Origin of the sequence: Bradyrhizobium tropiciagri (assembly GCF_018130545.1) — a bacterium.
Taxonomy (GTDB): Bacteria; Pseudomonadota; Alphaproteobacteria; order Rhizobiales; family Xanthobacteraceae; genus Bradyrhizobium; species Bradyrhizobium tropiciagri_A.
Window position 1 is genome coordinate 255,200 of sequence record NZ_JAFCKF010000010.1, and the last position, 21,628, is coordinate 276,827.

Annotated in this window: 23 protein-coding genes and 1 pseudogene; 7 read left to right on the forward strand and 17 right to left on the reverse strand. The window is 63.0% G+C overall.

What is annotated here, in order from left to right; all coding sequences use genetic code 11:
* Positions 1–12: 12 nt before the first annotated feature.
* The 5 genes from JQ616_RS34990 to JQ616_RS35010 form a co-directional block, all read right to left on the reverse strand.
* Positions 13–1,734 carry a DUF3300 domain-containing protein gene (locus JQ616_RS34990; protein ID WP_212022711.1) on the reverse strand — a complete coding sequence of 574 codons (1,722 nt, stop codon included), beginning with the start codon at positions 1,732–1,734 and terminating at the stop codon, positions 13–15.
* A gap of 87 nt (positions 1,735–1,821) precedes the next feature.
* Positions 1,822–3,120, reverse strand: coding sequence for a TAXI family TRAP transporter solute-binding subunit (locus JQ616_RS34995; RefSeq protein ID WP_249137661.1), 1,299 nt, complete (start codon positions 3,118–3,120; stop codon positions 1,822–1,824).
* Positions 3,121–3,253: 133 nt separating this feature from the next.
* Positions 3,254–3,667, reverse strand: a complete 414-nt coding sequence (locus JQ616_RS35000) for a hypothetical protein (protein WP_249137663.1) — start codon at positions 3,665–3,667, stop codon at positions 3,254–3,256.
* 24 nt (positions 3,668–3,691) lie between these two features.
* Positions 3,692–4,924 carry an HlyD family secretion protein gene (locus JQ616_RS35005; RefSeq protein ID WP_212022713.1) on the reverse strand — a complete coding sequence of 411 codons (1,233 nt, stop codon included), beginning with the start codon at positions 4,922–4,924 and terminating at the stop codon, positions 3,692–3,694.
* Positions 4,917–5,357, reverse strand: a complete 441-nt coding sequence (locus JQ616_RS35010; RefSeq protein ID WP_212022714.1) for a hypothetical protein — start codon at positions 5,355–5,357, stop codon at positions 4,917–4,919. The genes JQ616_RS35005 and JQ616_RS35010 overlap by 8 nt, the downstream gene beginning before the upstream one ends.
* Positions 5,358–5,512: 155 nt before the next feature.
* Here JQ616_RS35010 and JQ616_RS35015 point away from each other — a divergent pair, with 155 nt between their 5' ends.
* Entirely contained in the window at positions 5,513–5,968 is a 456-nt protein-coding gene (locus JQ616_RS35015; RefSeq protein WP_212022715.1) for a hypothetical protein, read from the forward strand.
* 23 nt (positions 5,969–5,991) lie between these two features.
* Positions 5,992–6,792 (forward strand): polyphosphate kinase 2, encoded by an 801-nt coding sequence (ppk2, locus tag JQ616_RS35020; protein ID WP_212022716.1) that lies wholly within the window; start codon positions 5,992–5,994, stop codon positions 6,790–6,792.
* 42 nt (positions 6,793–6,834) lie between these two features.
* Here ppk2 and JQ616_RS35025 read toward each other — a convergent pair whose 3' ends face one another.
* The 3 genes from JQ616_RS35025 to JQ616_RS35035 all read right to left on the reverse strand — a co-directional run bounded on the left by JQ616_RS35025 (position 6,835) and on the right by JQ616_RS35035 (position 11,923).
* Positions 6,835–7,269 (reverse strand): hypothetical protein, encoded by a 435-nt coding sequence (locus JQ616_RS35025; protein WP_212022717.1) that lies wholly within the window; start codon positions 7,267–7,269, stop codon positions 6,835–6,837.
* A 33-nt stretch (positions 7,270–7,302) separates the two neighbouring features.
* The gene (locus JQ616_RS35030) at positions 7,303–10,053 is read right to left on the reverse strand and encodes a decarboxylase (protein ID WP_212022718.1); all 2,751 of its coding nucleotides are present in this window, start codon (positions 10,051–10,053) and stop codon (positions 7,303–7,305) included.
* 184 nt (positions 10,054–10,237) lie between these two features.
* Positions 10,238–11,923 carry a SulP family inorganic anion transporter gene (locus JQ616_RS35035; RefSeq protein ID WP_212022719.1) on the reverse strand — a complete coding sequence of 562 codons (1,686 nt, stop codon included), beginning with the start codon at positions 11,921–11,923 and terminating at the stop codon, positions 10,238–10,240.
* 164 nt (positions 11,924–12,087) lie between these two features.
* On the opposite strand from JQ616_RS35035, the gene JQ616_RS35040 reads away from it, so the two are divergent.
* On the forward strand, positions 12,088–12,975 hold the full coding sequence (locus JQ616_RS35040) for an alpha/beta hydrolase family protein (RefSeq protein ID WP_249137665.1): 888 nt from the start codon (positions 12,088–12,090) through the stop codon (positions 12,973–12,975).
* A 26-nt stretch (positions 12,976–13,001) separates the two neighbouring features.
* Complete coding sequence (locus JQ616_RS35045) at positions 13,002–13,583, forward strand: invasion associated locus B family protein (RefSeq protein ID WP_212022721.1); 582 nt, start codon at positions 13,002–13,004, stop codon at positions 13,581–13,583.
* A 16-nt stretch (positions 13,584–13,599) separates the two neighbouring features.
* Here JQ616_RS35045 and JQ616_RS35050 read toward each other — a convergent pair whose 3' ends face one another.
* The 3 genes from JQ616_RS35050 to JQ616_RS35060 form a co-directional block, all read right to left on the reverse strand.
* The gene (locus tag JQ616_RS35050) at positions 13,600–13,974 is read right to left on the reverse strand and encodes a response regulator transcription factor (RefSeq protein WP_212022722.1); all 375 of its coding nucleotides are present in this window, start codon (positions 13,972–13,974) and stop codon (positions 13,600–13,602) included.
* Between the two features lie 170 nt (positions 13,975–14,144).
* Positions 14,145–14,777 carry a response regulator transcription factor gene (locus JQ616_RS35055; protein ID WP_212022768.1) on the reverse strand — a complete coding sequence of 211 codons (633 nt, stop codon included), beginning with the start codon at positions 14,775–14,777 and terminating at the stop codon, positions 14,145–14,147.
* Positions 14,778–14,894: 117 nt separating this feature from the next.
* On the reverse strand, positions 14,895–16,739 hold the full coding sequence (locus JQ616_RS35060) for a sensor histidine kinase (RefSeq protein WP_212022723.1): 1,845 nt from the start codon (positions 16,737–16,739) through the stop codon (positions 14,895–14,897).
* Positions 16,740–16,989: 250 nt separating this feature from the next.
* Here JQ616_RS35060 and JQ616_RS35065 point away from each other — a divergent pair, with 250 nt between their 5' ends.
* Positions 16,990–17,658: a helix-turn-helix domain-containing protein gene (locus JQ616_RS35065; protein ID WP_212022724.1), complete on the forward strand. Its 669-nt coding sequence runs from the start codon at positions 16,990–16,992 to the stop codon at positions 17,656–17,658.
* Positions 17,659–17,666: 8 nt separating this feature from the next.
* Here the strand turns inward: JQ616_RS35065 and JQ616_RS35070 are convergent, their stop codons facing one another.
* Positions 17,667–18,104 (reverse strand): potassium channel family protein, encoded by a 438-nt coding sequence (locus JQ616_RS35070; RefSeq protein ID WP_212022725.1) that lies wholly within the window; start codon positions 18,102–18,104, stop codon positions 17,667–17,669.
* On the reverse strand, positions 18,104–19,183 hold the full coding sequence (locus JQ616_RS35075) for an AI-2E family transporter (protein ID WP_212022726.1): 1,080 nt from the start codon (positions 19,181–19,183) through the stop codon (positions 18,104–18,106). The genes JQ616_RS35070 and JQ616_RS35075 overlap by 1 nt, the downstream gene beginning before the upstream one ends.
* Before the next feature lie 194 nt (positions 19,184–19,377).
* On the opposite strand from JQ616_RS35075, the gene JQ616_RS35080 reads away from it, so the two are divergent.
* Positions 19,378–19,800 (forward strand): hypothetical protein, encoded by a 423-nt coding sequence (locus tag JQ616_RS35080; RefSeq protein ID WP_249137667.1) that lies wholly within the window; start codon positions 19,378–19,380, stop codon positions 19,798–19,800.
* 28 nt (positions 19,801–19,828) lie between these two features.
* Here the strand turns inward: JQ616_RS35080 and JQ616_RS35085 are convergent, their stop codons facing one another.
* From JQ616_RS35085 to JQ616_RS35100, 4 genes are all read right to left on the reverse strand, one after another.
* Complete coding sequence (locus tag JQ616_RS35085; RefSeq protein WP_212022727.1) at positions 19,829–20,146, reverse strand: hypothetical protein; 318 nt, start codon at positions 20,144–20,146, stop codon at positions 19,829–19,831.
* A gap of 74 nt (positions 20,147–20,220) precedes the next feature.
* On the reverse strand, positions 20,221–20,409 hold the full coding sequence (locus tag JQ616_RS35090; protein WP_212022728.1) for a hypothetical protein: 189 nt from the start codon (positions 20,407–20,409) through the stop codon (positions 20,221–20,223).
* Positions 20,410–20,810: 401 nt separating this feature from the next.
* A complete protein-coding gene (locus JQ616_RS35095; RefSeq protein WP_212022729.1) occupies positions 20,811–21,200 on the reverse strand; it encodes a carboxymuconolactone decarboxylase family protein in 390 nt (129 codons plus the stop codon).
* Between the two features lie 28 nt (positions 21,201–21,228).
* Positions 21,229–21,471: a hypothetical protein gene (locus JQ616_RS35100; RefSeq protein ID WP_249137672.1), complete on the reverse strand. Its 243-nt coding sequence runs from the start codon at positions 21,469–21,471 to the stop codon at positions 21,229–21,231.
* A gap of 90 nt (positions 21,472–21,561) precedes the next feature.
* Here JQ616_RS35100 and JQ616_RS39975 point away from each other — a divergent pair.
* Positions 21,562–21,621 (forward strand): annotated as a pseudogene (locus tag JQ616_RS39975) (hypothetical protein); the annotation flags it as partial.
* Positions 21,622–21,628 lie beyond the last annotated feature (7 nt).

A 21,628-nucleotide genomic window follows, 5' to 3' on the forward strand; every position in this document is an offset into this window, starting at 1 on the left:
GCGAAGAGCTTGTCATCGTGATGCCTCCGACGAGGATGGAATCTTCGCGCCGGCGGCAAGCCAGTCGTGATAGCTGCGGAACTTGATCCCGAGCCTGTCGTAATAGACCCTGAGATAGCCGTCGGCGCCGCGGGTCACCGCTGCCGGCATGACTTGCTCGACCTCCTGCGCCATCACGCCGACATAGGCCTTGCTGCTGCCGAGATAGCTGAAGCGGTAGTAGCCGAGGCCGTTGGCGAGATACCCAAGCAGCTCGATATCGTGCTTGAGCGCGATGTCGGAGCGCCGTCCGCCGCCGCCACCGCCACGGAATCCGCCGCCACCTCCACCACCGCCGCGGAAACCACCGCCACCTCCGCCGCTGAAGCCACCGCCACCACGGCCGGCGAAACTTGCGCCGCCGCCGCCGCGCGGCATGCTGGCCATGCTCGATCGCCCGCGCGCCGATGCCGCCGATGCTGCCCGTCCGGACGACACGTTCATGGCGCCGCCGCGATTGCCGCCGCCACCACGATTCGCCGCAGCTGCACGGTTACCGGCACTGCCACGGTTGGCGGCGTTTGCGCGATCGCCACCGCCCTTGGCCTTGTTGCCGGCGCCCGCGCGGTCGCCTCCCTTGGCACGATCTCCGGCCCGATCGCCGCCGCGGTCGCCGCCACGATCTCCGGCGCGATCGCCCGCACGGTCTCCGCCGCGATCACCCGCGCGATCACCACCGCGGTCTCCCGCCCGATCACCTCCGCGATCCGCGCCCTGCCGATCGCCGGGGTTGAGGACCTGCTGACCGTCGCGGCCGCGATAGTTCATCCGGTCGCTGACACCGGCCCGGTTGTTGGTGCCGCCGAAGCGCTGCTGCACGCTGCTGTTGTTGTAGCGGACGCCCTGGCGATGTGCGGAATTATGCTGCCAGCCATTTGCAATGTTGGTAGTCCGGTGATTGACATAGACGTTGCGATTGCCCCAGTTGCAGCCGCCGCCCCAGTAATTGCCCCAGCGACCGATCGCCCATCCAGCGCCGAAGGCAAGGCCTGCCGCCACGACACCGGCGCCGATATACGACGGGTAACCGAAATAGTAGGGCGGGTAGGCAGCATATGGCCACGCGCCGTAGACCGTGGCCGGGTCGTAATAGGGCACGTAGATCGTGTTCGGATCGGTCTGCTCGATGACGATGACCTGCTTGTTCTCCTGGGTCTGGACGCTGACCTTCTGCTGCTTGGTCGTCACCAGCTTGTTGTTGGCCTGCGCCTTGCTGCGCAGCCGCTGGATCGCATCCATGACATCGGCCTGCTGGGCCAGCACGGCGTCGCCGAGATTCTTCGTCCAGTCGACCTTGTCGCTCATCATCGCGAGCACATCGGCCGTGCTTGCGAGCGCCTTGACGCTGTCATCCCAGGCCTGCTTGTCGACCTCGGTCTTCAGCGCATCCCCTTTCAGGTTCTTGCGCTCCTTCAGCCAGCGATCGGCCTGCACCACCTCGAGCGGATAAGTCGATGCCGCCAGCACATTGGCCAGCAGCGAGTCCGGATAGAGTGCGATGGGTGCGACCAGCGCTTCCAGCTGTTCAGGCTTCAGCAGCTGATCGGCCGGTTGTGCCGCTGCCGCGGCCGGCTGATTGGCCTGAACGGGCTGACTGGTTTGGGCTGGCGGTTTGTCAGCCGTCTGCGCCAATGCGGCGACTGATGTCATTGACACCAGCACAACCGCGAGCAGAGTCTTGCCCCAACGGACCATCGCGACCTCCATCGACACCAACAGTCGACAGCATCGGCCAAGGCCATGCCCCCTCTTTGATCGAGATCAAGGAAAGTGTCGGTCCGCTCAGCTTCCGGTCTGGCCCGGTTGCTGCGACGCGAGGTGGATACGGCGATCGTGGATCAGGTTCTCGAGCCGATGAGCGGCAACGTTCACCGCCGTCACCGCGCGCTCGGCATTGTCGTCCGCGACCGGCTGTTCGCGCTGCGTCCGCAGCACCTGGTCGATCTCGCGCTCGATCTCTGCCAGTTCCGCCTCATGCCCCGCTACCCGAATTCGGGCCGCCAGTGCATACAGTGTGTCAAGCGCCTCCTTCCGGCTGGGCGTCTCGCTCGAGCGGAGAAATTTCCACGCCGCCGCAAGCACCGACGCAAGGGCGCCTGCGATCATCGGCGCCAGGAAGATCGCATTGCCCCATTGGTCGAGAAAACTCTCCCTGGTTCCCTCATAGATCGCCGCCGCCCCGGGATGCACGGGGATGTAGGCGCCTGCGTCGGTATCGGGCGTCGCGATCTGGGAGAGCGCCGGCAGTTCGGCAAGCAAGTCCCGCCGCGCATTCATGATCGACTGCGTCAGGTCGCTGATCACGTCGTTCCCGAGCTTCTTCTGCGCCACCAGATAGAACGACGTCTGCAGCGTCGTCAGATCATCGGCAGGAATTGGCGGCGAGCCGCGCAGGGTTCCCTTCGGCACGTCGAAGCTCTCGTAGGCGCGCTCCTTTTCGGCGATCGCGCCCGCGGACTCGATGGCGATCATCACCGGGCCGGCTTTTCCGGTGTGCGGAAAAACATTCCGCAGCAGCGCCAGATATTTCTCGGTCAAGGGCATCACGAGCAGGATCGCCCGCACTTCCTTGGCCTCGAGCGCGCGGCGCGCGTCCGCGGGGGCCAGCGGCTTGAACGTCACGCCTGCCCGCGTCAGGTCGTACTCGTCGGTCAGCACCTTGATCAGCTTCTGATTGGCTTCGGCGCCGATCACACCGATCGTCGTGCGCTTCAGCTCCGCCACATCGGATATCGACGCGCCGGGCGGCGCGATCATCAATACGGTGGCGTGCGCCAACACGATGACGGCCTGAGCCTTCGAGAGATCACCGACATCGCCGCGGACGACGGCGAGGTCGACCTTACCGGACGCGAAGGCTGTGGCGGACTCAAGTGGCCCCGGGGTCTGGACCAGGCTGAGGCGGACCGGCGCTTTCGACTGTGCAAACCTTGCGGCGATCGCCGAGACCAGCCTGCCGGCTTCGCCATCCAGCGAGCCCACCGCGATCGTCAGGGTGGTCGGCTGCTCATACCAGCGATAGCCCGCCAGGCCAGCGCCTCCTGCCAAAAGGACAAGCCCAACCACGAGGGCGATGCGCAATGACCTTGGCAAACTGTTGGGATCCACGGCGCACTACTCGGTCAATCCGGCGTTGACCGGATACTGCGTCACAACGCTCAATATATCGGGCCGCAGAAATTGGTCAAAGGCTGCATTCCACTAGAGCTTGCCGCTAGAGCTTGCAGCGATGATAGGAGACTTGCATCCCCTCGATGCCCGGAAAATCCCGCGTGATCGTGTCGTCGTCAACAACCTTGAGGAAGAACTGCACGTTGGACACCATGATCCCCGAAGCGCAGCCCACGATGATGTTGAGGTCCTTGCCGTCATCCTTGCGTGATTTGATCTTGCAGTTCTCGAACTTGCCCCTGAGGCGATCCGCCTCGGCGATGAATCCGCCACCATAGACACCCGAGAAGTTCGAGAAGGTCAGCTGGTTCGCCCTGCCCTTGCGGGCGAACACCTTCCCGCATTGGGCCGCACTCGTCGCCCAGGCGCCTGTAAGATCGAACGCCAGCGCGTGATCCGGCAGCGCGAAGATCATGCCCGTCACGACGATTGCGCGAAGCTTGCCAACCGGCTTCATCTGCTGTCTCCCTGTTCGCGCCCGTCAGTGACCACTGAGCACCAGCGTCTTGATCGGCAGCAGCAGAGCCTGGATCCGAAGCAGCAATGCATGAACGAGCGCCGTTGCATCGACCGCGTGCAGGGCGAAGCCCTTCAACGCGCCGGTTTTCGGATCGGCAATCTGGTCATGGTTGCTCGTGTAGGCATTGACGATGCAACTGCTGCCCGGCGTCACGCCGTCAAGGCCGTTCTTGTAGAGCGGCTCGAGGAACACGAGGATCGAACCTGGCTGTTGCAGGTTCTGCGGGTCGATCAACAGCTCGCTGGCCCGGAACTGGCCGGCGGCGATGAAATCCTGCACGCTGGTGACGACCAGCGGAATGATGACCCAGGGCTTCGACATGCAGGTGGCTTCCGCGACCATGCCGGGCTTCATCACCTGAGCCTCGATCTGCCCGAACCCCGCCTGCAACCTGTTCCGGCCAGCTTCCTCGGGTATCATGATTCCAGCCGGCCGCATGATCTGGGCGACGAGATCTCCGGGACGAACGAGGAATTGCTCGACGCGGCCGTTAACGCCGGCACGAACGACGGTCTTGTCGAGATCCACTTGCGCCTGTGCGCGCGCGGCCTCCGCGCTCGCCTTCTCGGCCGGCAAGAGCGTGGAGACCCGCAACGTCGCCGATTCCTTCACTGCATTAGCCGCATCGACGCCGGACTGCCGCTGATCAACCAAAACCTGCAGCTTCTCGATGTCGCGTTGCGGCACGATGCCGGGATTGCGACGCTGCAATTCGCTCTTCACGTCCAGCTCATCCTTGGCCTGCTGCAAGGAGGCTTTCGCCTCCCCGATCTGGGCGTCCGCCTTCACGACGTCGGCCTGCGCCGAAATCAACGACGCATCCACCTCGGCGACCTTTCGCTTGGCGGTCTCGAGCGCAGCCTCTTGCTTCGAACTATCGAGCCGGAACAGAACGTCCCCCTTCTTGACCGCCGCAGTGTGGTCGACATTGACTTCGACGACACGGCCAGAGCCCTCCGGCAAGATCGGCACGGTCCTGAAATAGATCGCCGCGTTGCTCGTCGAGGGATGGAAGTAGAAGATCATCGTGATCAGCGAGACCGTGAGCATCAGGCAACCGGTGATGCCCCACCTCAGTTCGTACCAGACGGAGAAGAATGTGATCTCCTTGCCGAACCGCTTGCCTTGCCGATAGCGGCGGTAGAGGTAATCCGGCAGGATCGTCACCAGCGAGCAGATCATGAGCTCAAGCATGGTTGTGCACCTCCGGCTTCGCCGGTGCCCGGACGTCGGGACTGCCGCCGGGTACCTCGGCTTCGGATTCGGCAGCGGGTGTGCCCGGCGTGGCGTCGGCGATGCGCTCGACGGAATCGGCAATGCTGCGGATTGGCGTGCCGAAATCCGGCAGGTCGATGAGCGCCAGCAGCAGGCCGGCAATCCAGAAGATATGCATGTGGGTGAAAAGCGAAATCAGGCCGAGGACGCCGACGATCTCGAACTGAAGCTTCTGGGACTTATGCGCCATGCGCTCCGGCAGGCTGTGCAGTTTCCAGTAAAGGGTGCCGACCCATAAGACTGTAGCTATAAGGAAAATGCCCATCACCACCGTCAGGGTGTCCGACCCGTCGGCGCCGGGAATGAAGAACGGCAAATGGTGCGGAGCCAGCGGATGCATCTGTTCGCTCAAGCCAAACCTCCCTGCAGCGATCAAATCGCCGCGCCCCTTGATCGACTTTGGGTGCCATCCTATCGCCCCGATTTGATCTGGATCAAGGATGGCGGTTGGCTGATCCCTACCTTTTCCAGCGCAAGGTGGAAGATCGGGCTTAGGAGTCCCCGGCCATGCGAGACAAAATCGATGACCTGATCCCGAACGCGCACGAGATCCAGAAGCAGGCCGCGCTCAAGGAATCCGAAAAGGCTGAGGAGCATGCCAAGCGTGCGGCGGTCATTGAAGCCGAAAAACTCGCCTTGATCGAGCGGCTGAGCAAGCCCTCCGGGCTCACCGAGGACGAGAAGGTCAAGCTGGCATCGACGGTGATCCAGCGTGCGGTGCGCAACGGCCTGAGCGAAGTGCAGGTCTATCGCTTCCCGAACTCGCTGTGCACCGACAAGGGGCGGGCCATCAATCAGATGGAGGCCGGTTGGGAGAAGACGCTGACAGGTATCCCCAAGGAGATTTACCAACTCTGGGCGGACTACCTGCAGCCGCGCGGTTATCGCATCGCTTTCCAGGTCGTCGATTACCCCGGCGGCATGCCCGGCGACATCGGCATCGTCATTGCCTGGGGCAGCTAGCTCAAACAATGGACGGGATATCCATGGCGAAAGACAAGTCTACCGGGAAGATGAAGCGCAAGAACTACGAGGAAGAGCTGCAGAAGCTGCAGGTCCAGCTCTGCCAGCTCCAGGATTGGGTGCAGGCGAACAAGCTCAGGGTGATCATCCTGTTCGAGGGCCGCGATGCGGCCGGCAAGGGCGGAACGATCAAGGCCATGACCGAGAAGGTCAGCCCGCGCGTGTTTCGTGTCGTTGCCCTGCCCGCGCCCTCCGACCGCGAGAAGTCCCAGCTCTTCATCCAGCGCTACATGCAGCATTTTCCGGCCGGCGGAGAAATCGTGATCTTCGATCGCAGCTGGTACAACCGCGCCGGCGTCGAATATGTGATGGGGTTCTGCACCCCGGCAGAGCACCAGCGGTTTCTCTCGCTTTGTCCGCAAATGGAGCAATACATCATCGAGGGCGGCATCATCCTGATCAAGCTGTGGCTCGAGGTCGGGATGGATGAACAGGAACGCCGCTTCAAGGCGCGGATCGACGATCCGCTTCGGCAGTGGAAACTGAGCCCGATGGATACGGAATCCTATCGCCGCTGGTACGACTACTCCCGGGCGCGCGACCTGATGCTGAAGGCGACCAGCACGAAACACTCACCGTGGAACGTGATCCGCTCCGACGACAAGCGGCGGGCGCGGCTGAACTGCATCTCATTCCTGCTGAAGACAATTCCCCACGGACGGGTGAAGCGCGACAAGGTCAAGCTGCCCAAGCGCTCCACCAAGGGTCGCTACAACGATCAGGCCGGTCTGCGCGGGATGACGTTCGTCGAGGAACGCTACTGAAAGGCCGGGCCGCGCGGGGCGCGCGGCCCGGGTCCTTCGGACCTATTTCAGACGGATCGAAACGCCGCCCACCGCGGCCGAGACCTCGGCACCGACCTTCGGGCCACTGAGTTGCAGGATCACGCCATTGGCGTTCTGCAATTGCACGCCTCCGGCGCCCGCGGCGATCGCCCCGCCGGCACCGGCGGCGCTGTAGGAGCCTTCGATCGAAGCCGGTCCCCGGAGGTTGAGGGCGCGCCCGACAAGCTTGGTGGTCGAGGCGCCAATCGTGAAGCCGACGCTCATGCCCGAGACCGTGAACGGATAGTGCTTGCCGCGCAGCGTCAGGACGCCCTCGCCGCCTCCGACACCAACGATGAATCCACCCTTGGTGAAGATGACAGCGACCGAGCCTGTTTCAGCCCGCGACGGCGCGCTGAAGCCGGCCACGCCGATCGCCAATGCAGCAAGAGCTCCGATCAAACTCGCTTTCCTCATGTTTTCCCTCCAGGGACCGGTTGTGTTGACACTCTATGATGCAGCCTTGAGCTTCGGTGTTGCCGCCTTCGGCTTGCCTTTCCTGGCCAGCGCCTCGGCCGTCACGAGCTTCAAGCCCTCGGCCGCGTCGTAGCCATGGATCTCCTTCACATCCAGCTTGCGCATGAAATCGATGGTCTCCTGCGTGATCACCTGGCCGGGCACCATGATCGGGAAGCCCGGCGGATAAGGGATCACGAAATTCGCGGAGACGAGATCGGGCCCGTTCTTCAGACGCCGGTCGATCTCGGGATCGTTCAGGCGAATGTACTCGCATCCCGCGGCATCATAGGCTGAGTAGAACCCGCCGCGGATGTCGCCCTCGTTCGTCTTCGTGCCGGCATCGCCGCGATAGGCGGCGTGGAAATGCGAGAAGTTCGGCAGATCGGGCACGTCCTTCATCAGGCTGTTCACCCGCATGTCGAAGTCCACCCTGGCGGTCGCCCCGCCCCTGGCGAGCCCGCGATCGATCTCACCGGCGATCTCGGCCAGCACCCGGACGAGATGCGCAACATCGCTCCGCGTGTTGTTGATATTGGACTGGATCAGGACCGAGTTGCGCGAGGTCTTGTTGACCTGGATGTTGTAGCGGCTGGCAAGCAGACCCTTGAACGACGTTCCGTCGTAGCCGGCCGTGCCGCAGACCAGCGTCATCCGGGTCGGATCGAGGCAGAACTCGTCGTCGTTCAGGCTCTTCAGCGCGCTCGCCCAGTTGGTGCCGGCCGCGAGATAATCGGTGAAGCCGCTCTGGCGGTATTGCTTCGGCACCATGGCATCGGCGCCGAGCACGCGGAAATATCTCGAGATCAGCGGATTGGTGTTAACCGCATTGCGGATCGCGAACGCGATCTCCATGGCATTGGCCACCAAGCCATAACCCTCGAGCTCCATCTGCCGGCGCGAGACGTCGAGGCTTGCGATCAGCTGCTGGTTCGGGCTGGTCGAAGCGTGCGTGAAGACGGCCTCCTTGAACTGCGCCTCGACGGTGTGGAATTCGATGTCCTTGACGGCCAGCATCGAGCCCTGCCGGATCGCCGACATCGACTTGTGCGTCGAGTTGGTCTGATAGACCCGCAACCGGATCTTGCGCGGATCGGGAATCAGCCTGGTCTTGAGCAGCACCTCGTCCGAGGGGTTCTTGCCGAGCTCGGCCTGCTGCTTCTCGTAAGCGGCAACCGACTTGGGATCGCGCATCCAGGCCTCGATCTCGTTCGCCGCGCCCATCGCGGTTCGCCGCCGCAGGAACGGCGAGAACCGCGCAAAGCCGAACCAGGCCTCGTCCCAGAGGAAGATCAGGTCGGGCTTGATCGCGAGGCATTCCTCCATCACCCGCCGCGTGTTGTAGATGTGACCGTCGAAGGTGCAATTGGTCAGATCGATCATCTTGACCCGGTCGAGCCGGCCATCGGCCTTGGCGTTGAGCAGCGCCTGCTTGATCGTCTTCAGCGGCACCGCGCCGTACATCGAATATTCCGTCATCGGGAATGCCTCGACATAGAGCGGCTGCGCGCCGGCCAGCACCATGCCGTAATGGTGCGACTTGTGGCAGTTGCGATCGACGATCGCGATGTCGCCGGGGCCGAGCAGCGCCTGCACGGCCATCTTGTTCGACGTCGAGGTGCCGTTGGTGACGAAGTAGACGCGGTCGGCGCCCAGCGCACGCGCGGCTTTCTCCTGAGCCTTCTTGATGTTGCCGGTCGGCTCCAGCATGCTGTCGAGGCCGCCGGTGGTGGCGCTGCTCTCGGCTAGGAACAGGTTCAGCCCGTAGAACTCGCCCATGTCGCGAATCCAGTCCGACTTGAACACGGACTTGCCGCGCGCGATCGGCAGCGCGTGGAAGGTGCCGATCGGCCGCTGCGCGTATTTCTTCAGATTGTCGAAGAACGGTGTGTCGAAGCGATCCTGCACACCTTCCAGAATTGAAAGGTGTAGTTCGAGAATGTCCTCGACCGAGTAGAACACCCGGCGCACCACGTCGGCCTCGGGATTGCCGGCCAGTTCCTCAACGTCGCGGTTGGACATGAGGTAGAGGTCAAGCTCGGGACGGACCCGCTTCAGGATATGGGCCAGCCGCAGCGCCGACGCATCTGCCTCGTCGGCGAGCCCCATAGCGGCCGTCATGGCGCGAAGCACGGGCGCATCGTGCCGCGAGCGCAGCCCGAAGCCCTCATTGATCACGACAGCCGCAATGTTCGGGTTCAGCATGGCTGCACAGAAGGCATCCTCGAGGCTGCCCACCACCACGGGCTCATAGATGAAGGCGTCGACCGGACGCCGCAGCTTGCGCCATTCCGCCAGCAGTCCCGGCCAATTGCTGGCCGGCACCCCGGTCACGATCAGGGTCTCGAAATACGGTCGGCGCGCCGCCGATTGTCCGAGAGTTGGCGGGAGCAGATCCGGAACGTCGCCATTGGCATCATCCTGCGTGCTCCAGTCACCGGCATGCTGGCGGAAGGACTTGGTCTGAAGGGCCTGCGCGATCCGCGTCGCGAGCATATGCGAGGTCGCAGCGTCGCCCGTCGCCGCGGCTTCCTTCAGCGCTGCCATCAAGCGAAGCCCCGGGTAGCCGTGAAACTCCTCGGTCACCGCCAACGCCGACAACGCGGCGTCATACGGCGCGCGGTCGCCGCCCCTGCTCCACGACTTTGCCGCCTCGACCAGATCGCGCCAATTGTCGGCGCGCCCGCCGGGTCCGGAGAAGAACTGATCGATGCGTTGCTGTGCCGGTTTCGCGTCATTGGCCATCGATGTCTCCTGATCTCGTGATCTCGGCGCTGGTTCCGGCCGATCGTAAGAACCGCGCCCGTCGCTGCCATTGATCCAAGTCAAAGCCGCAGCCGGGTTGAGACAACCCCTTTGCTGCTGAGCGGCCAGGACATCCTGGGATTCCGGAGCTGGAATCCGGGAGCGATCCACTTGGCCGCACACGCTAGTTGTTGGGCTGCTGCTTCCTGTTGCTCAATACGTGGTCAAGCGTGCTCATCCAGTCCCTGCTATCGGTCTTGTCGGCGAGGCCATCTGCCTGAAGCAGGTCGCGCAGCTGCGCGTGTGCACCAACGATGCAGAACGAGATTCCGCGCGATGCGAGCTCCTGGTGAAGGTCGTGCAACATGCGCGACCCCGCCAGGTCGATGAAGGGCGAGGCCGACAGGTCGCAGGCGACCAGCTTGACGTCGGGCGACACCTGCAGTGCGGCGAGCACCGTTTCGAAGATCGTCTCGGCATTGACATAGAGCAGCGAGGTTTCCGGGCGGAACGCGATGATCCCAGTCAAAGGCTCGACGTCGTCATGTCGCGCGCGATCGGAATAGCGGCCGCTGCCGGCTTGACGGCCCAGAAACGCGATATTGGGCTGCGACGCGCGCAACAGCAGCAGGAAGATCGAGGCGACGGCCGCCAGCAGCACGCCCTGCAGGATTCCAAGGAACAGCACCGACACCAGCGCGATGATCGCCGCGTAGAAGTCGATCCGGCTGATCCGCCACATCCTGGCAAGCGCCGGAATATCGACCAGCTTGTAGACGGCCGAAAAGACGATCGCGGCAAGCACGGTTTTCGGAAGATTGGTCAGGAGGCCGGTGAAGAACAGCAGGCAGAGCGCAAGCGTTCCCGAACAGAACACCAGGGCCAGTGGCGTCCGCGCGCCGGCGGCATCGTTGACGGCCGATTGCGACAGGCCGCCCGCAACGGGATAGCCATGCCCAAAGGCCGCTGCGAGATTGGCCGCACCGAGCCCCAGGAACTCCTGCCGGACGTCGAGCGCGTAACCGTGCTTTGCAGCAAAGCTTCGCGCGGCCGACACGCCTTCCACGTAGGCAAGCACGAGGCAGCCGGCAGCGATGGGAAAAAGATCGTCAAACTCGAGCAGGCCAAATGTCGGCAACGAGATTTTCGGTAACCCGGTCGGAATTGTTCCCGTCACCGGCAATCCCAATGCCGCAAGCCCGAGCACACTCGCAATGAGGATCGACAGCGCAACGACTGCCAGCCCGATGGGTTTTCCGGGCAGTCTCTTCTCGCCGAGCAGCAGCAGAACGGTCGCCGCCAGGCCGAAGCCGAGCACCAGTGGCCTGGTATCGCCGAGCTGACCGGCAAGCTTGATCGCCCGGTCGAAGAAGTTGTGGCCGCCCCCCGCCACGCCGAACAGGCTCGGCAGCTGGCTCATGATGATGGTGAGCCCAGCCCCGGCCTTGAAGCCAACCAGAATGCTGTCGCTGATCAGCCGCACCAGCAGGCTGAGCCTGAACAGCCACGCAATCAGGCAGAGCACGGCAACGCTGAAGGCAACGATGCTGACGATCTGCCCGTAACGTGTGGCATCGCCGCCGGCCAACGCGCCGACGGCGCCGGCGATCATCAGCGAGATGGCCGAAGTCGGCCCCACCGCGAGTTGCCGCGACGAGCCCAGCAAGGCGTAGCCCACGCCGCCAAGCAGATAGCCGTAGACGCCGATCTGTGGCGGCAGGCCGGCTAGTCCCGCATAGGCGAGCGACACCGGGATCGCGTAGGCCGCCAGCGTGACCCCGGCAATTGCGTCCGGCCCAAGCCAGGATGCGCGGTAGTCGGCCAACCAGCTCGCCGGCGGAAACCAACTCGTCTTCCCCTGGATTGACATCAGGCCCGCCATGTAACGACGCAACGCTCGAATCTGGTTGCGCAAGCGGGACCGATGCTCGTTGATTCAGATCAAGCCATCGCGGCCTGCAACGTGCTTCTGGTCGTATTCGGCTCGATTGTCGTGACCTGCCCATTTGCCTGATGATCGCTGGAGCGCGTGGCATGCGTCAGCACCGCTTACGGACCCTCGCAATCGGCGTGCTTCTGCTGCTTGGCTTGACCACTCCTGCACGCACCGATGACCAAGGTCCGTCCCAACGCATCCAGGAAGAGATCTGGGTGTTGCCGTTACCGCTGCCGATGTTCGCCTATCTGGTTCGTCCGGTCGGCGACGGCCCGTTCCCGCTGGTCATCATGAACCATGGCGTCTCGCTGAATCCCAGGGATCGCAGCTTCTTCCCGCTGGTCGAATTCCGCGATGCCGCGATGTGGTTCGCACGGCGCGGCTATCTCGTGGTGGCGCCGGTCGGTACCGGCTACGGCGCGGCAGCGATCGACATACCCGAACGCGGACTTTATGGCCCCTTCTTCTCCAAGATCGGCAAATGCACCAATCCGAATTTCCACGATGCGGGTCTCGCCGTCGCGCAGGTCGATCTCTGGATCATCGACTACATGGCCGCCGAGAAGCGCATCGTGCCGAAAGACGTCATCGTGGTCGGACAATCGGCCGGCGGCTGGGCGGCGATCGCGCTGTCGAGCCTCAATCCACCGCAGGTCAAGGCCATCATCACCTTCGCGGCAGGCCGCGGCGGCCGCGTCGATGGCAAGCCCAACAACAATTGCAATCCCGACAGACTGGTCGAGGCGACCGGCGCGTTCGGCCACACCTCGCGGGTGCCGATGCTGTGGTTCTACATCGAGAACGACACGTTCTTCGGCCCGGCGCTGTCAAAGCGGATGTACGGGGCCTTCACCGCCGCCGGCGGCCGTGCCGAGTACCATCTGTTACCGCCGTTCGGCGACGAAGGGCACTTCCTGATCGGCTCTCCCGATTCCATCCCCATTTGGTCGCCATTGGTCGAACGATTTCTGGGCAACGTTCGCTAGCTAATCAGCCCGCTGGAGGAGCATCCATGGTCCGGTATGGAGTCTTGGCCAAGTTGGTGCTGTTCGCGGCCGGCATCGGTGCGGCTCACGGCCAACAGGCGCCTTCACCGCCCGCTGCGATCAAGGACGGCGGCGAGGTGGCCCCGCGCGGAACGCGCGCGCCGGTCCGGGACATCAAATATGGTGAATGGAAGAAGCTCTGCTTCAACGCCGCCGGCGCCAAGACATTGTGCCGAACGACGATCACCGGCACCTTCCCCACCGGGCAGACCGCCGTTCGCGTCGATCTGGTCGAGCGCGACGACGGCAGCGACCGCGTCCAGCTCTTTCTCCCGGTCGGGATGTATTTGCGGGCAGGGGTCAAACTATCGGTCGACCAGAAGCAGGTCTATCGCCTGCCCTATAGCTGGTGCGTGACCAACATGTGCATTGCGGCCGATGTCGCCGATCCCAAGCTGCTCGAGGACATGGATAGCGGAAAGGCGCTCTCGATCGAGGTTGTCGACAGCAGCATTCTGACGATAACGACCTCGGTGCCACTCGACCGCTTTGCGACCGTGCGCAAGGGCGCCCCCGCGCTGACGCTTGATCAAGCCATCGACGAATGATCGGGAGCCGCAGTCGCTAGGCGACGCCGGCCAGCAGCCGTTCAATCGGCTGGATCAGCGAACTGGCCGTGAACGGCTTGGTCAGATAGGCCACGCATCCCGATGCCATCGCCGCCATGCGTGTCGCCGGGCTGTCGTTTCCGGTGATGTAGATGACCGGGACGTCGACGCCAAGATCCGCCAGCCGGTGGCGCAGTTCGATCCCGGAGCCATCGCTGAGATTGATGTCCAGGATGAGACACACTGCGCTATCAAGGCTGCCATCCCTCAGTAATGCGCTTCCGGTCTCGAATAGCCTGGATGCAAATCCATACTGCCGCAGAAGCCGTCCGATTCCACGGAGCATCGAGGGATTATCATCCACGACGAAGACGAATTTCGCGGTCGGCAAATCCTGAGGCCTCACCCTGATCGCTGAATGACCTTCGTCCGCCCTTGGACAAGGGGCATGTCAAGCGGCTATCGGCTCGACAACATTGTCGCGGCCAATATCTGAGATAAGCTCCGTCATACAGCTTTCATATTGTACCATGGGACAGGACGGGCAGAACTCCCGATGGATCAGGCCTTGATTTCATCACCGGATGCGCGCGTGCCGAGCCGTTCCGCGATCGAGACCAGCTCGGCCAAAGACTGCACCTGCATCTTCTCCATGACTTGATGACGATGCGCCTTGATGGTGCGTTCGGTGGTGCCGAGCTCGTGCGCAATCTGCTTGTTGATCCGGCCGCACACGATCAGATCGAACACCTGCCGCTCCCGTGGGGTCAGCTTCGCCAGCAGCGCGCGGAGTGAGTCGAGTCTGGTTCGCTGGCCTCGGGCCAACTCGTGCCGGACGACGGCGCGATTGATTGCCTCGATCAGCTGCTCCGAGGCGATCGGCTTGGTCAGGAAATCCTCGGCACCGGCCTTGATGGCCTGGACGGTGGTTGCCGTGTCGGCATGTCCGGTCAGGAACACGATCGGAAGCGTCGATCCCAACTCGTTCAGACGACGCTGCAACTCCGGACCACTCATTCCGGGAATGCGCACGTCGAGCAGGATACAGCCGGTCTCTTCGTCGTCAGGCAATCGGTCGAGCAATTCCCGGGCCGACGCGTAGGTGACAACACGATAGCCTGCGAGCTTGAGCCGGCGCTCGAGAGCTGCGCGAAACGAGGCATCGTCGTCGACTATGTGCACGTAAGCGTGCATTACTGCTCCACCGCGGATGATCGCCGCTATCTGTAGAATGATCATCAGCGGCAATCTGAAAATGCTGCGTTCGTCGTAAATTGAACCTTGCAATCGGACAAGCAAGACCCAAACGCACTACGCTGCCAGTGGCAGTGAAAGGTGGAATACCGCGCCTCCTCCGGACTGGTTTTCGGCCCAGATCTGACCGCTATGCGCCAGAACGATCGTCCGAGCGATGGACAGGCCGACGCCCATGCCCTGCTCCTTCGTGGTGAAGAACGGATCGAAGATCTCGTTCAGCCTGTCCTGCGGAATTCCCGGACCGGAATCGCAGATCGAAATCACCGCCGACGCGTCCCCGTTGACCTCGGTGCGACCGATGATCGTGCGCCCGTACGGCATCTTGGCCATCGCGTCCATGCTATTGACCACCAGATTGAGAATGACCTGCTGCAACTGTACCGGGTCACCTTTCACCCGCAGGATCTGCGGTGAGGTCTGCAAATAGATTGCGACGTTGCGCGCCGAGGCCTGAAGCTTGAGGAAATCGAATGCTTCCCGCATGGTCTGGTTGAGGTCGATCTCCTTTTTCTCAAATGGCGCACGTCTCAGCAGGCTGCGCATCCTGCGGATCACCTCGCTCGCCCGGAGATCATCGCGCTTGATGTCGGAAATGATCTCCCGCACCTCCTGAAGGTCGGGCGTCGGCGAGGCCAGGATCAACTCCGCGCTCTCGGCATTGGTCAGGATCGAGCCCAGCGGCTGATTGAGCTCATGGGCGATCGAGGACGAGAGCTCTCCAGCAGTCGCCTGCCGATTGATATGGGCGAGGTCAGACAGGCGATTGCCGGATTCGACCTCGGCCTTCCGCCGCATGAACCGTTCGTGCAGCAGGAATGCAATCAGCGTTGTTTGAACCAGGAGTGCCGTGACCAGAGCGACCGCCCGCCAACGATATTTTTCCAGGAAGGTCGGCTCGCGAAAGCGAATTTCGCTGCCTTTTGGCAGCCTCGATTCGCTGACATTCCAGAGCTGCATCTGCCGCCAGTTGAAGATCGGCTTCACGGCATCGATCATCGACGGGGGCAGGCTTTCCGGCGTCTCGCCATCCAGAATTCGCAGCGCCCTTTGCGCCGCCTCGGCACCAATCGATGCCGGGACGATAACGAATCCGCCTATCCCGCCCGCATTGAGGAAAGTCTCCGCTGCGACGACAATGGGACGATTGGCTCTTGCGGCGACAAATGCGAGGGCATCCGAGGGCGGATAGTAGTTGCCCTTACCGTCGCTATAGAGGCCGGTGTAGATGATCGCGCTATGTTCGGGGAGCGCTGCGACCCGCTCGACGATCTCGGGCATCGGACGTCCAATGATCTCGATGATGTCGAGACCCGGAATGCCGGCCGCTGCTTGGTCTTTCCAATTGCGAAACAGAACCTGTTGGTTCCAATCCGCGCCAACAAGCACGACGCTCCTGAGTCCCGGCACCACGGCGCGAGCAGCCGTGACGGCATCCTTCAGCTTCAAGCTCACGATGCCGCCGGTGACATAGGCCGGCGGTTGTAGTCGCTTGAAATCGGCCTCTTCGACCAGCGAAAATACGATTGGCGTGTCGGGCCAGAGCTGCGGGCGCCAGCGGAGCGCAAGCTCAAGCGCAGCCGCACCGATGGTGACCACGACGCCGATCGGTCGATCGCGATATTTCGCCTCGAGAAACCGGCGAAAGTCCTCCTGATAGGCCTCACCGCCGAAACGGTTGAGATCGAGGCTTTCCGTGTAGACGGTGGTCGGCGCGTGGCCGTGAGCGCTCACCGCATCCCTCAGCCCAACAAACACCTGGTAGTAGAAGGGGCCACGTCGATCAGACTGGTCCAGCACCAGCATGGAATGTGGGCGCATCTGTTGCGCCTGCAAACCAGCCGGCGACAACAAGGCAGCCAGGAGGATGATCAGTCCAGAGAGCCGAATTGCACTGCCCATAGCGTTCGGAGCCGGAGACCAACGGGTTTGAAATCTAGCACCCGACTATCAGCATGAAAATTGAAAAGTAATCTAAGACTGTGCACACCAATTACGAACAAATTGCCGCATTTCGCGCACCCTGTCCTTTGGGACAATGACCTCAGGACCAATAGAGACTGGCCGGGCCCTGTCGTAGACATTGCGCGCGGACAAGCATTTCAAGCCGCCACGGACGCTGCAACAGTCGATACCCAAAGAGAGCTAGTCCATGTTTGCTCGCGTCAATGTCAGACCGGCCAATATACCGAGCATCCTCGGCGGGCTGACCGCCCAGCACGCCAACTGCATCACCAGCGAATTCCACTACCGGAAGGGCACCGAGATCTACGGGGAGAAGGAGCCGGCGGAATACGTCTACCAGGTCGTTTCTGGGGCAGTCCGCAGCTACAAGCTCCTCTCCGACGGACGCCGCCAGATTGGCGCCTTTCACCTCGTCGGCGACATTTTCGGCCTTGAAAATGCCGAAACCCATCGCTTCACCGCCGAAGCAGTCGTCGACACTGACGTGCGCCTGATCCGGCGGATGAGCCTCGAACGGGTGGCAGATTCCGATTTCGCCCTGGCTCGCAACCTGCTGATCATGACCACCAGCAACCTGCAGCACGCCGAAGATCACATGCTACTGCTCGGTCGCAAGACCGCGTTGGAGCGAGTTGCCGCGTTCCTGCTCGAAATGGACCGCCGGCTGACCGGGGTCGGCGTCGTCGCCCTGCCGATGTGCCGGCGTGATATTGCCGACTACCTCGGGCTTACCCTCGAGACGGTATCGCGCGCGCTGTCAAAGCTGCATGCCTACGGCGCGCTCGACTTCCTCGGCTCGAACCAGCGCGAGATCATGCTGGTCGACCGCGAGCAGCTGGCCAGGCTGGACAACTAACCGCAACGTTACGGGGATTTCGTCAGCGCCGCCTGGCGCTCGATGGTCTTTTGCAGCACCTCGAACAGGACCGCGGTCGACCAGCCGAACATCAGAATACCGTTCATCGCAGCCATCGGTCCGACCAGCAGCCACTGCTTGACCGGCACAACGTCGCCATAGCCAAGCGTGGTGTAGTTCACGAAGGCGAAATAGAGCAGGTTGCTGCCATCGGGTGCTGCGCCGAGCACCCAATAGGCCAACGTCCACACCACGATCTCCAGCGTGTGCGCCAGCATCAGCGCAAGCGCGGTTGCGACCATCACACCACTGAGCTGTAGCCACGCCCGGCCGGACGCGGTCAAGCCGACGTTGCGAAGCCACCCGATGGCTGCAACGGTCCACAGCGAATGGATCACGATGTTGATGGCGCTGACCGCCGACCCCACAAGGAGCTGAAACAACATCATCGCTCTCCCGCCAGCCGGGCGCGGTCGTCCCGAATCCATGCCGTGATGAACTCCCAGGCGACTGCGAGAATGATTGGACCGATGAAGAGGCCGACGATGCCGTGCGCGAGTGTGCCGCCGATCACCCCGACGAGGATGACGGGCGCCGGTGTGGTGAGGCCCCGCCCCATCACCAGCGGCTTCAGCACATTGTCGAGGACGCCGACGACCAGGAAGAACAACGTCAGCGCGAGCGCCGTCGTGAAGTCCTTGGCCGACCACAGCCAGATGATAACCGGAATGAGCACGATCGCTGCCCCGATCTGCACGATCGCCAGCAGCATCACGACAAACGCCAACAGACCCGCACTCGGAATTCCGGCCAGCTTGAAGCCAATGCCGGCCAGCAGTGACTGCAGGACGGCGATGCCAATGACGCCGCGGGAGACCGCCCGAATGGTCGTGCCTGCCAGGTCGAGGAAGTGCTCGCTCTGTTCCGGCACGATGCGCGACAGGAAGCTTCGGCACGCCGCGGCAAGCTGCGAGCCATAGGGAAACAGGAAGCCTGCCAGGACGACCGCCAGCAGGAACTTCAGCATCCCGACCCCGGCATTGCTGGCGAACCCAAGCAGGGGCCCGGCGAGCGGCTTCAGATGCGGCACGACCTCACGCAGCACGGCGCGCAGATTGGTCGACGCCCGATCCCAGAAATCATAGAGCGGCGCGCCGATCAGCGGCCAATCCTTGACCGCCGCCGGCGGCGACGGCACGACCACGTTGCCGGCGCTCAATTGTCCGGCGATCTCCCTCACTCCCTCGACCGCTCCGATCCCGAGCCAGGTCGCCGGTCCGATGACGACGCCCAGCGAAATCAGGGTCAGAACGAGCGCAGCGATGCCGGCGCGGCCGCCGAGCACGCCTGCAAGCCAATTGAAGACGGGATTGAGCGCGACCGCGAGCACCACGCTCCAGGTCAGGATCGGCACGAACGGCCGAACCAGCACGAACGACCAGTAAATCAGCAGCGCCAGCAACCCGAGGCGAATTGCGAGCTGGATGAACTCGTCTCCGGCCACGAGCTGGCGAAGGGTTTTCAAGGGCGTGCTTTCGATTGAGCGTCAGCAGGCACGCAGGAATCGGTGCCATCGCCCTGCCACGCACGACTTGATCCAGATCAAGCGTCGGCTCGCGCTTGGTTGCGAAGCTCGGCTGCGCATGATCGAGAAGCCGGTTTTCGTTTTGGCTGCCATGCGATCACGACTGCCTGTGTCACCCCGATGTGGAGGACGTCATGATGAACATCAAAACTGTGCTCGCCTTGACCCTGCTCGCGAGCACGGTCGGTATTGGCGCCGGCCAGGCCGCGCCGCTTCCAACCAATGTTGCTGCGATGAAGAGCGCGGTCGACAATGCCACCGTTCAGGTTCGCTGGGGTGGCTGGGGCGGCGGCTGGCGCGGCGGCGGCTGGGGCTATCGCGGTTGGCGAGGAGGCTACGGCGGCTGGGGCGGATATCGAGGAGGATGGGGTTATCGCGGCTGGGGCGCGGCTGCGGCGGGCGCGATCGTCGGCGGAGCCATCGCGAGCTCGGCCTACGGCGCATATCCCTATTACGGCGGCGGATACGGTTACGGCTATGGCTCGGGATACGGCTATGGCTATTGCCCGCCTGGCGGAGGCTACGGTTACTACCGACCGCGCTATTACGGCTGGTAGGCCGCACGCATCCCGGCCTTCGGTGACGTCACCGCAGGCCGAGCAGCGAACGCCGATAGCCGCTCTCGCGCGCTTCGTTCCTGCACACGAAGCTGCCATCGAAGCCCCTGGCATAGCGGCTCTGGCCCTTGAGGTAGTAGCGTCCGCGGCGGAAATCGAGCCAGACCACGGCATCACCGGGACAATGCCGCTGGGCCTGAGTCTCATACCGGAACGGCGTCAGCGGCAGCGCGGCCGCCTGTTGTGCGCAGCAAACCAGGACGACCGCGGCCCAGGTCCCGATGCCTAAACTAGCGACCGGGCGGTCTCGACGTCCGATCAAATTTGCAGCTAATCTGAAGCGCATTCATTACCGCCGGGAGTGATCCGTACCGCAGGGCTCGTCGCCGACATCAGCTCGCTCAACTTCAGCTGAGGCGCTCAGGACGACAACAGTCCAAAGGCGATCGCGACGGTCGACAGCATCCCGCCTGTCACGACCAATACCTTGAAGGCCAGATCGCCATCGGCCGCTTCGAGCCGATGATGCAGCCATTTGCGAGCGCCGGCTGGCAGGCCCGCACGACACACTCGCCAAAATCTATCGCTGCCCTGCCCCATGATCGTCACTGTAGATCACGGTGGAGCCCACAGGCCAGTGCAGCTTGTGCCAAACAGTCACGTCATGTGCGGCACCTGGATAGCCCAATTGGGCTATGGGAGCCGGCCCGGTCGCGCAGCCTGCCGAAGCAAGGCTTTCCTCTCGCTTCCCTTCGAAGCGAGCTAGACAACGCGACGCCGAAGGGTGAGCAATCGAAGCGAAGCGCTCCATCGATCGAGGGTCCGACGATCGGGTACCGAGGCTAACTTCTCAGACCGACAAATCGGGAGGCGCTGCCTGCTTGATCGGCAGATTCAGGCAGGCTCGTGCTCGTAGGCCGCTGCCGATGAAATGCTCACTTCGATGTGCATCACGCGTTGCGTAACGGATGGCGAAGAGCTCGTATTCGGGCTCCGCCATGGGACTCACCTCAGGAACCGGCGGCATCGATCTCGTTGAACGCCTCGCGCGCATTGCGGAAGGCGTCGATGCCGGCGGGAACGCCACAATAGACTGCGACTTGCAGCAGGATCTCCTTGATTTCTTCCTTCGTCAGCCCGTTCTTCAGGGCGCCCTTCACATGCAGCTTCAATTCGTGCGGGCGGTTCAGCGCGCCGAGCATCGCCAGATTGACGATCGAGCGCGTGCGCCGGTCGACGCCGGGCCGCGTCCACAGCGCGCCCCAGCAGAACTCGGTGGACCATTCCGCCATGGTGCGCGTGAATTCATCGGCGCCGGCGATCGACTTGTTGACGTAATCCTCGCCGAGGACCTCCTTGCGAACCTTGAGGCCCTTTTCGAACAGTTCGGTCTTGCTCATGATCGTCCCTTTCAGGTCCTTAGAGAGTCTAGTTGGAAGTTGTCTGGCGCGCCGCTGATGGCGGCCGCAGCGATTGCAGAACATAGCCGACGTCATCCGCCGAATCGAGCCGCCAGACGGCGCCGATGACACGATCCGCGTCCCAGTCGCTTCGGCCGGTCCGTACGCCTTCGCGCCGCTTCTCTTCGATGTCGCGGTCCGAAAGCGGAGCGAGCCTGCTGCGGACCGAGAACCTGTTGAAGGCACGCTTCATGAAGAAATCGCCGCGCATTCACGAGATGTCCTCGCCGGCGCTCTCGATGCCCAAAGCCTGCTCGCGCGCGGTGTCGCCGAGGGCGCGCTTGCCGCCGACATCGATCCGCTGCGACTCTATGTCATGATTGCCGCGTTGAGCCAGTTTCATCTCACCAACGTCTACACGCTCTCGT

Excerpts from the sequence above, each read along its gene's own strand:
- JQ616_RS34990 (WP_212022711.1), bottom strand. The coding sequence starts at position 1,734 with ATGGTCCGTTGGGGCAAGACTCTGCTCGCGGTTGTGCTGGTGTCAATG.
- JQ616_RS35030 (WP_212022718.1), bottom strand. The coding sequence starts at position 10,053 with ATGGCCAATGACGCGAAACCGGCACAGCAACGCATCGATCAGTTCTTC.
- JQ616_RS35005 (WP_212022713.1), bottom strand. The coding sequence starts at position 4,924 with ATGCTTGAGCTCATGATCTGCTCGCTGGTGACGATCCTGCCGGATTAC.
- JQ616_RS35070 (WP_212022725.1), bottom strand. The coding sequence starts at position 18,104 with ATGTTGTTTCAGCTCCTTGTGGGGTCGGCGGTCAGCGCCATCAACATC.
- JQ616_RS35065 (WP_212022724.1), top strand. The coding sequence starts at position 16,990 with ATGTTTGCTCGCGTCAATGTCAGACCGGCCAATATACCGAGCATCCTC.
- ppk2 (WP_212022716.1), top strand. The coding sequence starts at position 5,992 with ATGGCGAAAGACAAGTCTACCGGGAAGATGAAGCGCAAGAACTACGAG.
- JQ616_RS35095 (WP_212022729.1), bottom strand. The coding sequence starts at position 21,200 with ATGAGCAAGACCGAACTGTTCGAAAAGGGCCTCAAGGTTCGCAAGGAG.
- JQ616_RS35035 (WP_212022719.1), bottom strand. The coding sequence starts at position 11,923 with ATGTCAATCCAGGGGAAGACGAGTTGGTTTCCGCCGGCGAGCTGGTTG.
- JQ616_RS35045 (WP_212022721.1), top strand. The coding sequence starts at position 13,002 with ATGGTCCGGTATGGAGTCTTGGCCAAGTTGGTGCTGTTCGCGGCCGGC.
- JQ616_RS35015 (WP_212022715.1), top strand. The coding sequence starts at position 5,513 with ATGCGAGACAAAATCGATGACCTGATCCCGAACGCGCACGAGATCCAG.
- JQ616_RS35060 (WP_212022723.1), bottom strand. The coding sequence starts at position 16,739 with ATGGGCAGTGCAATTCGGCTCTCTGGACTGATCATCCTCCTGGCTGCC.
- JQ616_RS35040 (WP_249137665.1), top strand. The coding sequence starts at position 12,088 with ATGCGTCAGCACCGCTTACGGACCCTCGCAATCGGCGTGCTTCTGCTG.
- JQ616_RS35085 (WP_212022727.1), bottom strand. The coding sequence starts at position 20,146 with ATGCGCTTCAGATTAGCTGCAAATTTGATCGGACGTCGAGACCGCCCG.
- JQ616_RS35055 (WP_212022768.1), bottom strand. The coding sequence starts at position 14,777 with ATGCACGCTTACGTGCACATAGTCGACGACGATGCCTCGTTTCGCGCA.
- JQ616_RS35000 (WP_249137663.1), bottom strand. The coding sequence starts at position 3,667 with ATGAAGCCGGTTGGCAAGCTTCGCGCAATCGTCGTGACGGGCATGATC.
- JQ616_RS35025 (WP_212022717.1), bottom strand. The coding sequence starts at position 7,269 with ATGAGGAAAGCGAGTTTGATCGGAGCTCTTGCTGCATTGGCGATCGGC.
- JQ616_RS35080 (WP_249137667.1), top strand. The coding sequence starts at position 19,378 with ATGATGAACATCAAAACTGTGCTCGCCTTGACCCTGCTCGCGAGCACG.
- JQ616_RS35100 (WP_249137672.1), bottom strand. The coding sequence starts at position 21,471 with ATGCGCGGCGATTTCTTCATGAAGCGTGCCTTCAACAGGTTCTCGGTC.